Here is a 16,031-nt window from a genome sequence, read left to right as displayed (position 1 = left end):
TTACATTATCAAAAAAAATAAACAAAAAACAAAATGTCAGTAGCTAAAAAAGATTATAAAAGAATAACTACAAAATCGTTAATCGAAATGAAAAGTAACGGAGAAAAAATCTCTATGCTTACAGCTTACGATTATACGATGGCAAAAATTGTTGACACTGCAGGAATCGATGTGATTTTAGTGGGTGATTCGGCTTCAAACGTTATGGCGGGACACGAAACGACTTTGCCAATTACTTTAGACCAAATGATCTACCACGCTTCCTCTGTAGTTCGTGCAATTGAAAGGGCTTTGGTTGTAGTTGATTTACCTTTCGGAAGCTACCAATCTGATCCAAAAGAAGCTTTACGTTCTGCAATCAGAATCATGAAAGAAAGCGGTGGACATGCAGTAAAACTTGAAGGTGGAAAAGAAATTAAAGAATCCATCAAAAAAATATTAAATGCAGGAATTCCAGTAATGGGACACTTAGGTTTAACACCACAATCTATTTATAAATTCGGAACTTACAGCGTTCGCGCCAAAGAAGACGAAGAAGCAGAAAAATTAATTGAAGATGCAAAAATGCTTGAAAAAGTAGGTTGTTTTGCTGTAGTTTTAGAAAAAATACCCGCAGATTTAGCGGAGAAAGTAGCTAAAAGCATTTCGATTCCGGTTATCGGAATTGGCGCAGGAGGCGGTGTTGACGGACAGGTTTTAGTAATTCATGACATGCTTGGAATGAACAATGAATTCAGCCCGCGTTTCTTACGTCGTTACTTAAACCTATATCAGGAAATGACCTCCGCAATTGGTCAATATGTTGCTGATGTTAAGTCAAGTGACTTTCCAAATTCTAGTGAACAATATTAATTTTTAAGGCACTAAGGTTCTAAGTTGCTAAGATTCTAAGGTTTCTTTTTTAGGTACAAAGGTTCAAAGCAACAATCCCGAGGCTTCGGGACAAAGGTTTGAAATTGAATAGCCTCCAGCTTTAGCTGGAGGACTTTTTTTGATTCATCTAAAAGGCTTTAGCCGAATTCTTTCAATCTAAAATCTAAAATCTAAATTCAAAAATCTAAAATTCTAAGCAAGTCTAAAATGAAAATCATCTCAGATAAAAATAATCTCCAAATTCTACACGAAGACAACCATATCATTGTGGTAAACAAACGTGTGGGTGATATTGTACAAGGTGATAAAACCGGTGACAAGCCCTTATCTGATGTTGTAAAAGAATACATTAAAGACAAATACAATAAACCTGGCGACGTATTTCTGGGAGTGATCCATCGACTGGATCGACCTACAACCGGAATTGTGGTTTTTGCCAGAACCAGTAAAGCTTTAACACGAATGAACGAACTTTTCAGTAATCGTGAAACGCAAAAAACTTATTGGGCAGTTGTGAAGAATAAACCTCAGGAAACAACTGCCAAATTGGTTCATTTTTTAAAAAGAAATGAAAAAAATAATACGTCGAAAGCACATTTAAAAGAAGTTCCAGATAGTAAAATGGCCAGTCTGGATTATACGGTTTTTAAAGAACTTCAGAATTATGTGGCTTTAGAAATTAATCTTCATACGGGTCGTCATCATCAAATTCGTGCGCAATTGTCTGCCATTGGTTCTCCAATTAAAGGAGATTTAAAATATGGTTTTGACCGAAGCAATCCTGACGGGGGAATTCATCTTCATGCCAGAAAATTGGTTTTTGTTCATCCTGTTTCTAAAGAAAATATTACGATAATCGCACCAACTCCGGATGAAACCATTTGGAATGCTATTTGATTTTATGATTTATTTGTTATTTTTTTAAATTTTATCAATTAACTTGCATAGAGAAAAAACAAGTTGATCAGAAAATGGACTATAAAAACGACATTGGATACAGAAAAGAAACGCTCAAAAAGTTATTGTATAACATACAAAAAAGCGAAGATTTAATTGTAAAAGCTTTGTACGATGATTTTAAAAAGCCTGAATTCGAAACCGTTCTAACAGAAACAAATTACGTTATTTCTGATCTGAAAGACACCATCAAAAACATTCATAAATGGGCCAGACGCAAACGTGTTTTTCCATCAATTCTCAACTTCCCTTCTACCGATTATATTTATAAAGAACCTTACGGAAAAGTTTTGGTGATTGCACCCTGGAATTATCCTTTTCAATTGGCATTATGCCCTGTTATTGCCGCAGTTGCCGCAGGAAACAGAGTGGTTCTAAAACCATCAGAACTTACTCCAAATACATCAGCAATTATTTCAAAAATTATTGAAAAGACATTTCACATCAATCATGTTGAAGTTTTTGAAGGCAGCGTTGAAATCTCTAATAAATTACTGGCTCAGCGTTGGGATTATATTTTCTTTACCGGAAGCGTTGCTGTCGGTAAAATTGTCGCTAAGGCAGCAGCCGAGAACCTGACTCCGGTAACATTAGAATTAGGTGGGAAAAATCCGTGTATTATTGACGAAACGGCTAATTTAAAATTGGCAGCAAAACGAATCGTCTGGGGAAAATTCATCAATGCCGGACAAACTTGTATCGCCCCTGATTATATTCTGATCCAAAAAAATATGAAAGTCAATTTTATTACTTTTTTGATCGAAGAAATCATAAAAGCCTATGGTAAAAAATTGGAAAAATCTCCTGATTTTGCCCGTATCATCAATACTAAAAACTTTCTTCGACTAGACAGCATGATCGAACGCGAAAAAGTGATTTTTGGAGGAGAAACAGATGCCAACAAACTATTTATTTCACCAACATTAATCGAAGAACCGGCCCTTGATAGTCCTGTAATGAAAGAAGAGATTTTTGGTCCAATTTTACCTATCCTTACTTATGAAACCGAAGCAGAAATCCACAACGTTGTAAGCAAATACGAAAAACCTCTTGCTTTTTATATTTTTAGCGAAAATCAATCTTTTGCTAAAAAACTGATTAAAAACTACTCTTTTGGAGGCGGTTGCATAAATGATACTGTCGTACACTTTTCAAATAAAAGATTACCTTTTGGAGGTGTTGGCCATAGCGGAATTGGTGCTTATCACGGCCAACTAAGTTTCGACATTTTTTCTCATCATAAAGCGATCGTAAAAAAGGGAAACTGGTTAGATCTGCCTATGCGATATGCTCCCTATAAAGATAAATTAGCTTCTGTCAAACGATTATTAGACTGGATATAAACAGGCAGAAAACAACTTATGTATATTTTGTAGATTTTTATATGCAATTGATTAAATATATTATATTTACGTTTCAGTATTTAACCTAGATATAAAAAGTATAAAGCAATTCTACCAGTAAAATGAAATCTACATCCGATCAAATCGAAGACATTAAAAATCATGGCTATTCCTTAGATTTTTCAACTGTTTTTAACCACGCATTCGAAAACTATAAAAAAATAGCACTTTATTCAGGGCTTATTATTTTAGTATTTTCAGTCCTCTTTTTATTCGCGTTTTTTAGTGTACTTGTTGCCTATTATGGTGTGGAAAGTATGAGTAAAGATTTTTTTGAGAATCTTGAAAATCAAAAATTATCATATCTTGAACAATTAATTTCTACATTGGGCATTTCACTTTTAAGCGGCGTTTTAGCTCCTTTTGGTGCCGGATTTCTAAAAATGGCAGATTGCGCTGATAAAGATGAAGAATTCAATGTTTCTACTATTTTCACTTATTACAAAGCACCTTATTTTGCTCAGATATTCACAGCCACTTTCGTTATCGCAGTCGTAGGAGCTGCTATTTCGAATGTCCTCGAAAGTATTGGCTTAGGACTTCTGGGAGGTGTCATTTCAATATCTATCAACTTTTTTACTTATTTAGTTATTCCGTTAATTGTTTTCGGAGATTTAAAAGCCTTAGATGCAATTAAATCAAGTATCATCGTTGTAAGTAAAAATCCATTATTAATTTTTGCTTTTTTCATTGTTGGACTTATTGGAGCAATAGTAGGTGTATTTGCATGTTGCGTGCCAATCTTGTTTACACTTGCTTTTAATACATCAATGAATTACGCGACTTATTATGGAATTTTTAATATGGATGAAGAAGATCCAATTGACGCAATAGGTCAATCGGATTTAGAATAAAAACGAAAATTCTAAATATATAAAGAGCTTAACCTTCTCTGTTTAGAAAATTAAAAACGCTATTTACTAAACCAAACATACCCCAAATACTATGGTAGCAAACTATAGTTTTTATAATGTACTGCTTTCAGGAATTACCCATTTTGGTAGTACCCTGAAAGCAGTTATCACAAATTGGTATGTCCTTAGTCCGGATATTATTTTTTACAACAATCCTAAACTGATCATTTTAGGACTATCTCTCTTTGGTTTCTTAAGTATTCTGGTGTATCAATTCTTTAGAATTAAAGCAAAAATTGGTAATTTCATTGAGAAAAAAAGAGAAAATGACACTGTCAATAAAGAGTATGAACTTTATCTTTTGTTTTTTGGAATTGCTATAATTCTAATTGAAATTATCAATGAAATTTTTAAAATCAGGCCAGCCAGTTTATTAATTTCAAATGTTTCTATTGGTTGCATAGTTTTACTAATCTACTTTTTTACAGGTAAAGTTAAGTTCCTAAGAGACCGGATTCAGCAAAATTTCATTGTAGCTTTTTTTATTTACATGATTTATATTGGGACAAATATTATTTATCTCCCTAATGATATTGTACCCATTATTACTTTTTTAATCTCATTTTTCTTTTCATATAACATATTAAAACCCATAAAAGTTTATTGGATTTTTGTTGGAATACTCTTTACTTACTTAACGATAACTATAGTTTATCAATTAATTCCAATTAAATCATCCATTTTACTAGTTAACTTTTCTATTCTAATTTTTATTATCAATCAGGTAAAATATGCTGTTTTATTAAATAACCGCGATAATTTTAGGTTCACTAATGAAATTGTTCATAAAGGAAATTCTCTAACAATTGCTACAAATGAAAAAGGGGAATTACTTTTTTGCAGTGAAACAATCACTTCAATTTTAGGTTATCAGCCTGAAGATGTTAAAGGAATGGAGTTCTGGAGACTTACTGAAGATCAGGAATTCAACAAAGAAAATTATCATAAAAACTACATTGATAATAAACTATACATTAGAAAATTAAAAAATAAAAGCGGAGAGTTTAAGTATATTCAATGGAAGGATAAAAAATTCTCAGAAGATTTAATTATCAGTATTGGTCAGGATGTTACAGAACAAATACTTGTTCAGGACCAATATAAAAACCTCATTCAGACCGCTACAGATATTATTTTTGAAATAAGCGCTGATGGTTATTTTACATTTATAAATGAATTTGGATTTTCAATTTTAGGTTATGCTGAAAACGAGGTAATTCTACAGCATTATTCGAATTTCATTCACGAAGATTACATTAGAAATGCGGTAGATTTTTACGAAAATCTGGAAAAAAACGGAAACAGTTACCCCACAATTGAAATCCCGATTATAAAGAAAGACGGAAGCGAAATATGGATCTCGCAAAAAGTGATCGTACGCAAAAATGACCTCAACGAAATTATTGGTTTTGCCGGTATCGCCAGAGATATTACGGAGATGAAAAATATTGAAAATGAGAAAAAAAGACGTCTCGAAAAAATTGAAGCTTATAACAATTCGACCAAAAAATTATCAACAACAGATTTTCGCGAATATCATAATCTGCAAACGGTAATTGATTCTATTATAAAAGAAGCTGCAACAATTTCAAAAGCAAACAGAGTAAGTTTCTGGAAGTTTACAGACGATGTAATTATCTGTAAAAATTTATTCAGTAGTGATAATCAGAATTTAAATGATAAAAATATTCTGGATAAGGAATCGTATCCTATTTATTTTGAAACCTTAAAAAACAAAGCCATCATAAATGCTCCCGATGTTTTTGATAAATTAGAAACTTCTGAATTTCAGGAAATTTACTTCCGAAAAAACAAAATAAAATCAATGCTCGATGTGCCTATTTTTTCAAATGGACAATTAGCCGGTGTTGTTTGTTTTGAAAGTACAGGCGAAAAAAGAGATTGGGACAATGAAGACATCAACTATGCCAGAACTATTTCTGATGTTATTTCGTTGGCTATTTCTTCTCAGATGCGACTTAAAGCAGAGAAAAAACTGGAACATAAAAGCGAACTACTTTCGGCATTAGCACTTTGTACAGAAAAGTTTCTATTGAGTAAAAGTTTGCAAAAAATGTTTCAGGAGACCTATGATATTATCGGAAGAGCTTCAAAAGTAGATCATATTTTTTATTATGAAAAAGATCTCGAAACAAACACTATCAGTCAGCAATACAAATGGTCAAGAGAAGGAATCGAACATCAGAGAACCACATTACAAGTTTTTACCGAAGAAAATTTAAAGGAAATTATTTCCCATTCTCAAAATAGAAAAGTTTTAAATACACGAACCAGCGATCTTGAAGATACGTTTTTCAAAAGATTGCTGGTTAACAATAATATTAAATCGATATTAATTTTACCGCTGTTTATCAACAATACCTTCTCTGGTTTTATAGGATTTGATGATTGTACCAAAGAAAGAAAATGGACTGACGACGAAATTTATATTTTTCAGACACTTGCCAATAACATTTCTTCGGCTTTGGACAGAAACAGAAATAACGCTAAAATCAAGGAAAGTGAAGATGCCATAAAAGCCAAAGAATTGGCAGAAGCAGCCAATAAATCTAAATCTGATTTTCTGGCCAATATGTCGCACGAAATCAGAACGCCTTTAAATGGAATAATTGGATTTACGCATTTATTGATGAAAACTAATCTTGAAGAAATTCAGGAAAAGTACATGACAACCATCAATCAATCTGCACATTCGCTACTTGAAATCATCAATGATATTCTCGATTTTTCTAAGATTGAAGCTGGAAAATTGGAGCTTTTTATTGATTTATATGATGTTCAGAAAATACTGGGACAAATATTTGATTTGATTATTTATGAATCCAATCAAAAAAATCTTGAACTTGAATTAAACTTAGATCCATCAGTACCAAAATACATCTGGACAGATATTGTTCGACTGAAACAAATTTTGATTAACCTTTTATCCAATGCAATTAAGTTTACAAATGAAGGTTCAATCAAACTTAATGTGACCGTACTGGATAAAAAATCAGATGAGAATTATATCATCCGATTTTCTGTAACTGATACCGGAATTGGAATATTAGAAAAAAATCAGAAAAAAATATTCAAGGCTTTCTCACAGGAAGACAGTTCAACAACAAGGAAATTTGGTGGAACAGGTTTAGGATTAACCATTTCAAATCAATTATTGGCTTTAATGGAAAGTCGTTTACAACTTAATAGTAAAATAAATGAAGGCAGCAATTTTTATTTTGACCTGAATTTGAAAACAAGCCACAAAAGTATCAATGAAAAATTCAAGCAAATTTCAAAAAACAGAGATCCGGAATATGCTTTAAGCTACAATTCAAATCAGAAAAAAATAAGCATTTTGATTGTTGAAGACAACAAAGTAAATATGCTTCTTTTAAAGACAATTGTAAAGAACTTAAACATGAATTCTATTATTTTCGAATGCGAAAACGGTTATGAAGCCGTCAAACAAATCGAAAATATAAATCCTGATCTTGTTTTTATGGACATTCAGATGCCAATCATGAATGGTTATGAAGCGACAAAAGCAATCAGAATTACTGAAATTGGCCAGCACATACCGATAATTGCCGTAACCGCCGGAGCTGAAAAAGAAGAAAGAAATAAATGTTTATCAGCCGGAATGAACGATTATATCTCAAAACCTATTATTAGAGGTACTGTTGAAGAAGCTATGCGAAAATGGTTAAAATAATTTAAAAACTAAATTGTTTCTGTTAACGTGTAATTCCTAAAAAATATATAAATTCGTATGAAAGAAAACTTAAAAAGCTTAAATAGAAAGATATGAAATGGTTAGGCAGAAGACAAAGTGATAATGTTGAAGACCGTAGAGGTGTTTCTGGAGGAAAAGTTGCCCTTGGAGGCGGGGTTATTGGTATAATCATTTTGCTTTTAAATGTTTTTGGTGGTGAAACCGGCCAGACTGTAGGATCTGCTTTAGAACAATTGCAAGGCGGACAGCAACAAACTGAAGCCGCAGCCCCATTAAGCAAAGAAGATAAAGAAATGGGAGACTTTGTTAGAGTAATCCTGGCCGATAATGAAGATATCTGGAGCAAAATATTTGAAGAGCACGGCATGACCTATAAAAATCCTAAATTGGTACTTTTTAGAGGTTCTGTACAAACTGCGTGCGGTGGTGCATCATCAGCATCAGGACCATTCTATTGTCCGGGTGATCAAAAGGTATATATGGATTTAGGCTTCTTTGAAGAGCTAAAAACTAAATTTGGCGCCAAAGGTGGCGACTTTGCCATTGCATACGTTATAGCGCATGAAATTGGGCATCACGTACAGACATTACTTGGAACCTCAGCAAAAATGAGAGAAGCCCAGGAAGGAAAAAGTGAAGCAGAAGCCAATAAGCTTTCGGTAGCACTAGAATTGCAAGCCGACTTTTATGCCGGAGTATGGACACATTATAATAAAGAAAATTTAGATACCGATGATATTGAAGAAGCGTTAAGCGCTGCTAATGCTGTTGGAGATGATGCGATTCAAAGTAAAATGAGCGACCAGGTTGTTCCGGATTCATTCACGCATGGAACATCAGAACAAAGAATGTACTGGTTTAAAAAAGGGTTCAAAACCGGAGATATTAAACAAGGAACAACATTTGACGAAATTCGATAATTCAACAAACCAAACTATAATAACCAAATGTAAGCATGACTTAAACGTCATGCTTTTTTTTGATAAATCAAAAAAAGAAATTCCAATTTTTTAAATTCCAAATTCCAAAAACAAGTAAAGTTGGAATTTGGAATTTAAAAAATTGGAATTTAATTAATGCCCACAAAAAAAGCCTTGAATTTCTTCAAGGCTTTAAATTTCTGGGTGGCTGACCGGGTTCGAACCGGCGACCCGCGGCACCACAAACCGCTACTCTAACCAGCTGAGCTACAACCACCATTTTGCTTAGCGGTTGCAAATATACAACTAATGTTTACTTCCGCAAATAAAAAATTGAAAAAATATTGATCTTTTTAAATCAAATCATCTAAGCTATTGACAGCCAAACATCTTTCAACAGTAAAACCTTCGGCAAAATCCTTCCCAACAAGCCTTCCTAAGTCCTTGGCGCGGTAATTTAAGCTTTCAAAAAAGTTTTTACTTGTAATTGGAGTGGCAGGTTCTTTTGAATTTGGATCATAAAATTGTGTTTTATAAGCCGCGATCGATTCTACCTTTTTATCCTCAAAGCCCGTAATGTCTACAACAAAATCAGGTTCGATGTTTTTCCACTGGATATAATGATAAACCACTTTCGGTCTCCAGGCTTCTTGTTTTTCACCATCAATTGAAGTCTCGATTTTCATCAATCCGGATAAAAAACAGGCATCAGAAACTAGCTTGCTTCCTTTACCGTGGTCAATATGACGATCATCGATGGCATTGCATAATACAATTTCAGGTTTATATTTTCGGATCATTTTAATAACCTCTAACTGATGTTTTTCATCGTTTACAAAAAATCCGTCACGTAAACCTAAATTTTCACGAACCAAAACGCCTAATATTTTTGCCGCAGCTTTTGCTTCTTCATCTCTGGTTTCTGCGGTTCCGCGTGTACCTAATTCTCCTCGGGTTAAATCTACGATTCCTACTTTTTTACCCAGAGAAACTTCCTTTAAAATTGTTCCGGCACAACCCAATTCTACATCGTCAGGGTGTGCACCAAAGGCTAGTATATCTAATTTCATTGCTTTTTTTGTTTCAAGTTTCAAGTTTCAAGTTTCAGGTTTTTTTACGCTCCAACAACTTGAAACCTGAAACCTGAAACTTGAAACATTTTTAACAGCTACTATTCTTTTTTATATTCAAAACTCTTTTCATTGTCATCGATTTGTTGACGCTTTCCTCCCATTCTTTTTCCGGAATACTTTCTTTGGTAATGCCACAACCTATGTACAAAATGGCTTTATTGTCCTTAATTTGCATGCTGCGTAAATTTACAAATAAATCAGAACTTGATGCTTTATGAGCAAAACTGCTGTTTAATTCGCCCAGAAAACCGGTGTAAAAAGTTCTGTCGTAGTTTTCATTTTCAAGGATAAATGCTTTTGCTTTTTTCTTTGGCAAACCACAAACTGCCGGTGTTGGATGCAACGTATCGATAACTTCTTCTAAAGTTGAATTCTCCTTTAAAACACCCGAAATATCAGTTTTAATATGCCAGATTGATCCAGCCTTAATACTGTAAGGTTCGGTAACGTTTACAGCCGAAGCCACTTCATGCAATCTTTTTATAATAAAATCGGTTACATATTGCTGTTCGTCTTTTTCTTTTTGCTGCCAGGAAATTTCTTCTTCCAAATTGGCTTTTTGAGTTCCCGCCAATGCCGTTGTTTCAAAAGCACTTCCGCTCGCTTTTAATAATTGCTCCGGTGTTGCTCCCATCCAGAATCCAATTTCGGGATGTGAAAAACAATACGTAAAAGTCGATGGATATAAATGAATCAAACGTTTAAAAGTGACGATGAAATCGAAATCAGTCAAATCAACAGTTTCGTTTCTTGACAAAACTACTTTTTTGAATTCTTCATTCTTAATTGCCTGAATTCCTTTTTCGACCAAATCTTCATATTGCGTTTTTGCTTCTGCATCAAAATTGGCGTCCTCGATTTTGTTAAAATCAAAATTAACTGCTGTTTGTTCAGCGCTTATAATTTTCGATTCTTTTTCAGGAATTAATATCAGCTGTTTTTCATCAAAAGAAGCAAAAACAAAACCTTTCTCACTATAATCTGTGACTTTGTATAAGGTATCATCCTGCTGCAACAGCGCAAAAATACTTGAAGAATTGGGTTTAGAGTAGATCACAAAAGGCAATTTTTGCTCTTGATGTTTTCTTATAGTGGAGAAAAAGTCGTTCATATTTTTATTCGGTTTTCTTTTTATCCAAAACCATATTAGTCAGTTTGCAAAGCGAAATCAGATTTCCTACTTCATCGGTAATTTTAATTTCCCAAAGATGAATACTTCTTCCTTTATGAATGATTCTCGCTGTTCCAAAAACCCAGCCTTCACGAATACTTTTTAAGTGATTGGCCGAAATTTCTATTCCGCGAACTTCCTGTTCTTTTGTATCGATAAAAAAGAATGATGCTGCGCTGCCTACACTTTCAGCCAAAGCCACTGAAGCTCCGCCGTGCAGTAATCCCATTGGTTGATGAACACTTGGATTTACAGGCATTTTTGCAGTTAAAAAATCTTCGCCAGCATCGATGTATTCAATTTTCAGCGTTTCCATCAAAGTGTTTTTAGAAAACTGATTGCAACGCTCTAATATTTGCTCTTTGGTATAATTCATTTAGAATGGGCTTTAAAATCGTAAAAATAAAGAAAAGATGAGATACAAATTAGAAAATCCAATTCTAATATTAAAAATCATTTATGAACCTGTCCGTTTTTTGCTATTTTTACAAAGCAATAAAAATATTTGCCACAGATTTGCTTCGCCCGTTCGCTGTCGCTCGGGTCACGGATTCACATAGATTAAATTTATTCACTAAGAATGGAAAAAATCATTTAAATCTGTAAAATCTGTGGCAAAAAATAACCCAATTCAAATGCGTCACTATTTTGCACTCTTCATTCTCGGTCTAATTCTGGTTTTCAGTTCCTGTCGAACTGATTTTGATACTGTTGCAAGCACAGGAGATTTAAAGTTTTCAAAAGACACTGTTTACCTGGACACTGTTTTTAAAAACATTGGCTCAAGCACTTATCAGCTGAAAGTGTACAATAAAAGTAAAAATGACATTTCAATTCCGATTATTCAACTCAAAAAAGGACTGAATTCTAAATACCGAATGACCGTTGACGGAATGACCGGTAACAACGGAAAAATCTTCAATAATGTTACTCTTTTAGCCAAAGACAGTTTGTACATTTTTGTAGAAACCACTGCAGATATTACAGATGCCAATCCAACCGATTTTTTATATACCGATGAAATTCAGTTTGCCAGCGGTGCAAATCTGCAACAAGTAGCTTTAGTGACTTTGATTCAGGATGCTGTTTTTTTATATCCGAAACAAAATCCGGATGGAACTAAGGAAAAAATCAAAATTGATGGCAAAGATGTTGATGGTTTTTATTTGGATGAAAATGATCCCATAAACGGAAATGAATTACTTTTTACCAATCAGAAACCTTACGTAATTTACGGATATGCTGGAGTCCCTGAAAACAAAACAGTCTCTTTTGAAGCCGGAGCGCGTGTTTATTTTCACAACAATTCGGGATTATTTGTAGACAAAAAAGCTTCCTTACATGTAAATGGAACTACATCAACAACCGAAAAACTCGAAAAAGAAGTCATTTTTGAAGGTGATCGATTAGAATCGCTTTATGATGCTATTCCAGGACAATGGAATTCGGTGATACTCGCTGACGGTAGTACAAATCATTCGATAAATCATTTGACACTTAAAAATGCTGTAGTTGGTTTGTCTTTCAAAAATCAGGACGCAACTACTGTTTCGATTAAAAATACACAGATTTACAACTGTGTCGAATATGGAATTCTGGCTCAAAACGCCCGAATTAACGGTGAGAACATCGTAATTAATTATGCAGGTTTAGCAAGTTTATCCTGTGTTTACGGCGGAAATTACAGTTTCACACATTGTACTTTTAACAACAACTGGCAAAACAGTTCGCACTTCGCGGTAAACATTAGCAATAGTTTAAGCGGTGCAACTCCCGAAACAAATCCGCTGACTCAGGCAACTTTTAATAACTGTATCATTTATGGTTCTAATACCAATGAATTCAATCTGAATAAAAATACCAATGCTGCTTTTGTTTATCAATTGAATAATTGTTTGCTGAAATTCAATGGTTCTACCACAAATCCGGATTATCAATTTAAAACGGACGCTGTTCATTACAATCAGATCATTTTAAATGAAAATCCGAAGTTTTATAATGTTTCTCAGAATAAATTCAATATTGATAATACTTCTTCCGCTTTCGCGAAAGGAAATCAGGCGTATATAATTCCGTTGGATATTATTGGAGTAACGAGAACTTCTCCTCCGGATTTGGGTGCTTATCAGAACAAAGAATTCCCTAAATAGTTAAAGTTTAAAATACAATTGGACTCTATGAAATCAACAATTTTATCTATAATTTTTCTCGTGATCTATAGTACTTCATTTGCTCAAAAGAATACAACGGTAATCAAATGTGATTCTATTTATAAAGACAAGGGAATTACAATAAAATTAGTAAACTTTGAGACTGAAAAAGACGGTTATGAAGGCGAAAAAAATTCAATTCTAATCATTAATCAAAAATTAAACAATAAAAATTCAGTTTTAGTCAAGGACTCTATTTTTAGCAGCACTCAAAAAATAGAATTTAAAGACTTCAATAATGATAAAATAAAAGATATTTTAGTTCAAAATATTTCTGATGTACGAAGTAACTGGACTTATAATCTATATTTATATAATCCTAAAAAAAATAATTTTATAAGAGTAATTGGCTTTGAGGAAATAAAAAATCCAATGTATAAAGCAAAATATAATATCATCCAAGGATATGTGGTTTCTGGTCAAGATTGGGTGTCATTCTATAAAATAAAGAAGAATCATATCTATGATTATGGGATTAAAATAGTAGATGATCATGGTCATAATTTCGATAAAGAATACAAAAAAGCAATTAATAAAATAACTTCAATAAAATAAAACTTTGCGACTCTGCGCCTTTGCGAGATTAAAAAAACTTCGTGCCCTAGTACCTTCGTGCCCAAAACCAAACCAGTAAGAAAATATATCTAAAAATAAACATTCCTTAACTCAGCGTATTCTTAAAAATAGTAAATTTGATTCAACAAACAATTAAGATTCTTAGAATCAATTTGTTATCAACCAAATCTAAAACTATTTTTTATGAAGAAATTCTACTCTTTTTTCTTATTACTCGTTATTACAGCAAGTTTTGCCCAAATTCCAAGTGGTTATTACAACACTGCAACCGGAACAGGTTATACCTTAAAAACACAATTGTACAACATTATTAAGGGTCATACTGATAATGGATATGCCGGTTTGTACACAACCTATCAAACATCTGACGTTGATAATTTTTATGAAAATGACGGAACTGTTTTAGACATGTATTCTGAAAATCCTTCCGGAACAGACCCTTACAATTACAGTACAGGAACTACCCAACGATGCGGAAGCTATTCTGTTGAAGGGGATTGTTACAACAGAGAACATATTATTCCGCAATCGGTTTTTAATGAGCAATCTCCAATGGTTGCCGATGCTCATTTTATTACGCCAACAGATGGAAAAGTAAACGGAATACGTTCCAACTATCCGCATGGAACGGTGAGTTCAGCAACTTATACTTCGCAAAACGGAAGTAAATTGGGATCAAGTTCTGTATCAGGCTATTCCGGAACTGTTTTTGAACCTGTAAATGATTTTAAAGGTGATATTGCCAGAATGTATTTTTATTTTGCCACCCGTTATGAAAATACTGTTGCAGGATACTCTTATCCTATGTTTGATGGTTCAGGTAACAAAGTGTTTACTACGGCATTCTTAAACGTTCTTTTGGCATGGAATACACAAGATCCTGTAAGTGCAAGGGAAATTGCCCGAAACAATGCTATTTATGCACGTCAAAATAACAGAAACCCATATATCGATCATCCGGAATATGTGAATCAAATTTGGGGTGGTACGCCTTCCGGAGATACTCAGGCGCCAACTACGCCAACGAGTTTGGCTTCTACATCAAAAACTGCAACTTCAATCACAGTTGCCTGGACTGGCTCTACAGATAATGTTGGTGTTACGGGTTATGATGTTTATGCAAACAGTGTTTTAAAAACAACCGTTTCAGGAGTAACAGCAACAATAACCGGTTTAACTGCTTCAACAAGTTATTCCATCTATGTAAAAGCAAAAGATGCTGCCGGAAATACTTCCGCTTCCAGCAACACAATTGCAGTAACAACCAACAGCAGCGGAACCGGAACAGCAACCGATTTACTTTTCTCTGAATATATTGAAGGTTCAAGCAACAATAAAGCCCTTGAAATTGCTAACAATACAGGAAGCTCAGTAAGCTTATCGGCATATACCATTAAAAAACAAACCAATGGCGCAGGTTCGTGGAGTACTGGTTTAGCACTGAGCGGAACTTTAACTACGGGAAGTAAATTCGTAATTGTAAACAGTTCAATTTCATCAAGTTGCTTTTCGACAAGTTCAGCCAATATTTCAACTTCAGGAACAGAATTAATGTTTAATGGAAATGATGCCTTAGGTTTATTCAAAAACGGAATTCTAATCGACATCATCGGGACTTTTAATGGCGGAACAGCCAATTTTGCGATTGATGTGACTTTAAGAAGAAAATCGACTGTGACTTCTCCATCAACAACATTTAATTTAAGTTCGCAATGGGATTCGTACACCACAGATACTTGTAATAATCTGGCAAGCAAAATGGCACAGCCTGTTGAAGAGGAAGAAATTGTTCAACTTTCAGATGAAATCGTACTTTATCCAAACCCTTCAGACGGAAATTTCTATGTTGGCTTTTCTACTCTAGATGAACCTTACTCTATTGAAATTATCTCCTTTGCCGGACAAAAAGTTTTCGAAAAAGAAAATAGCACAGATCCTGCAATTTCAGTAAGTCATCTTGCTAAGGGAATTTATTTAGTAAAAATTACAAAAGACTCAAAAACGACTATTAAAAACATAATAATCAAATAATTAAAACCACATCTTACTTCATTTAAAAGCGGCAAATTGCCGCTTTTTTTTGTTTACTAAAGTTTTAAAATTATTTTTCACGCAGATTCTGCAGATTTAAGCAGATT

Annotated in this window: 12 protein-coding genes and 1 tRNA gene; 9 read left to right on the top strand and 4 right to left on the bottom strand. The window is 33.7% G+C overall.

What is annotated here, in order from left to right; all coding sequences use genetic code 11:
• Positions 1-33: 33 nt before the first annotated feature.
• The 6 genes from panB (at position 34) to ASC72_RS17710 (ending at position 8,803) form a co-directional block, all read left to right on the top strand.
• Positions 34-852 carry a 3-methyl-2-oxobutanoate hydroxymethyltransferase gene (gene panB, locus ASC72_RS17735; protein ID WP_056193833.1) on the top strand — a complete coding sequence of 273 codons (819 nt, stop codon included), beginning with the start codon at positions 34-36 and terminating at the stop codon, positions 850-852.
• A 228-nt stretch (positions 853-1,080) separates the two neighbouring features.
• A complete protein-coding gene (locus tag ASC72_RS17730) occupies positions 1,081-1,770 on the top strand; it encodes an RluA family pseudouridine synthase (RefSeq protein WP_056193828.1) in 690 nt (229 codons plus the stop codon).
• 74 nt (positions 1,771-1,844) lie between these two features.
• Positions 1,845-3,173, top strand: coding sequence for an aldehyde dehydrogenase (locus tag ASC72_RS17725; protein WP_056193826.1), 1,329 nt, complete (start codon positions 1,845-1,847; stop codon positions 3,171-3,173).
• Between the two features lie 122 nt (positions 3,174-3,295).
• Complete coding sequence (locus ASC72_RS17720; RefSeq protein WP_056193823.1) at positions 3,296-4,087, top strand: hypothetical protein; 792 nt, start codon at positions 3,296-3,298, stop codon at positions 4,085-4,087.
• A gap of 91 nt (positions 4,088-4,178) precedes the next feature.
• Positions 4,179-7,862 (top strand): response regulator, encoded by a 3,684-nt coding sequence (locus tag ASC72_RS17715; RefSeq protein WP_056193821.1) that lies wholly within the window; start codon positions 4,179-4,181, stop codon positions 7,860-7,862.
• Between the two features lie 92 nt (positions 7,863-7,954).
• Positions 7,955-8,803: a neutral zinc metallopeptidase gene (locus tag ASC72_RS17710; protein WP_056193819.1), complete on the top strand. Its 849-nt coding sequence runs from the start codon at positions 7,955-7,957 to the stop codon at positions 8,801-8,803.
• A 203-nt stretch (positions 8,804-9,006) separates the two neighbouring features.
• Here ASC72_RS17710 and ASC72_RS17705 read toward each other — a convergent pair.
• From ASC72_RS17705 to ASC72_RS17690, 4 genes are all read right to left on the bottom strand, one after another.
• A tRNA-His gene (locus ASC72_RS17705) sits at positions 9,007-9,080 on the bottom strand.
• Between the two features lie 76 nt (positions 9,081-9,156).
• A complete protein-coding gene (gene bshB1, locus ASC72_RS17700) occupies positions 9,157-9,873 on the bottom strand; it encodes a bacillithiol biosynthesis deacetylase BshB1 (RefSeq protein WP_056194525.1) in 717 nt (238 codons plus the stop codon).
• Positions 9,874-9,964: 91 nt separating this feature from the next.
• Positions 9,965-11,047, bottom strand: a complete 1,083-nt coding sequence (locus ASC72_RS17695; RefSeq protein ID WP_056193817.1) for a chorismate-binding protein — start codon at positions 11,045-11,047, stop codon at positions 9,965-9,967.
• 4 nt (positions 11,048-11,051) lie between these two features.
• Entirely contained in the window at positions 11,052-11,483 is a 432-nt protein-coding gene (locus ASC72_RS17690) for a PaaI family thioesterase (protein ID WP_056193814.1), read from the bottom strand.
• A 259-nt stretch (positions 11,484-11,742) separates the two neighbouring features.
• Here ASC72_RS17690 and ASC72_RS17685 point away from each other — a divergent pair, with 259 nt between their 5' ends.
• The 3 genes from ASC72_RS17685 to ASC72_RS17675 all read left to right on the top strand — a co-directional run bounded on the left by ASC72_RS17685 (position 11,743) and on the right by ASC72_RS17675 (position 15,924).
• On the top strand, positions 11,743-13,257 hold the full coding sequence (locus ASC72_RS17685) for a hypothetical protein (protein ID WP_056193811.1): 1,515 nt from the start codon (positions 11,743-11,745) through the stop codon (positions 13,255-13,257).
• Positions 13,258-13,284: 27 nt separating this feature from the next.
• Complete coding sequence (locus ASC72_RS17680) at positions 13,285-13,872, top strand: hypothetical protein (protein ID WP_056193808.1); 588 nt, start codon at positions 13,285-13,287, stop codon at positions 13,870-13,872.
• A 204-nt stretch (positions 13,873-14,076) separates the two neighbouring features.
• Positions 14,077-15,924, top strand: a complete 1,848-nt coding sequence (locus ASC72_RS17675; RefSeq protein ID WP_056193805.1) for an endonuclease — start codon at positions 14,077-14,079, stop codon at positions 15,922-15,924.
• The last annotated feature ends 107 nt before the right edge of the window (positions 15,925-16,031 follow it).

Source organism: Flavobacterium sp. Root420 (genome assembly GCF_001427905.1).
Classification (GTDB): Bacteria; Bacteroidota; Bacteroidia; order Flavobacteriales; family Flavobacteriaceae; genus Flavobacterium.
Note: the sequence above shows the minus strand (reverse complement) of the source record. Positions and strands in the feature narration are given on the sequence as shown.

Excerpts from the sequence above, each read along its gene's own strand:
- panB (WP_056193833.1), top strand. The coding sequence starts at position 34 with ATGTCAGTAGCTAAAAAAGATTATAAAAGAATAACTACAAAATCGTTA.
- ASC72_RS17730 (WP_056193828.1), top strand. The coding sequence starts at position 1,081 with ATGAAAATCATCTCAGATAAAAATAATCTCCAAATTCTACACGAAGAC.
- ASC72_RS17725 (WP_056193826.1), top strand. The coding sequence starts at position 1,845 with ATGGACTATAAAAACGACATTGGATACAGAAAAGAAACGCTCAAAAAG.
- ASC72_RS17720 (WP_056193823.1), top strand. The coding sequence starts at position 3,296 with ATGAAATCTACATCCGATCAAATCGAAGACATTAAAAATCATGGCTAT.
- ASC72_RS17715 (WP_056193821.1), top strand. The coding sequence starts at position 4,179 with ATGGTAGCAAACTATAGTTTTTATAATGTACTGCTTTCAGGAATTACC.
- ASC72_RS17710 (WP_056193819.1), top strand. The coding sequence starts at position 7,955 with ATGAAATGGTTAGGCAGAAGACAAAGTGATAATGTTGAAGACCGTAGA.
- bshB1 (WP_056194525.1), bottom strand. The coding sequence starts at position 9,873 with ATGAAATTAGATATACTAGCCTTTGGTGCACACCCTGACGATGTAGAA.
- ASC72_RS17695 (WP_056193817.1), bottom strand. The coding sequence starts at position 11,047 with ATGAACGACTTTTTCTCCACTATAAGAAAACATCAAGAGCAAAAATTG.
- ASC72_RS17690 (WP_056193814.1), bottom strand. The coding sequence starts at position 11,483 with ATGAATTATACCAAAGAGCAAATATTAGAGCGTTGCAATCAGTTTTCT.
- ASC72_RS17685 (WP_056193811.1), top strand. The coding sequence starts at position 11,743 with ATGCGTCACTATTTTGCACTCTTCATTCTCGGTCTAATTCTGGTTTTC.
- ASC72_RS17680 (WP_056193808.1), top strand. The coding sequence starts at position 13,285 with ATGAAATCAACAATTTTATCTATAATTTTTCTCGTGATCTATAGTACT.
- ASC72_RS17675 (WP_056193805.1), top strand. The coding sequence starts at position 14,077 with ATGAAGAAATTCTACTCTTTTTTCTTATTACTCGTTATTACAGCAAGT.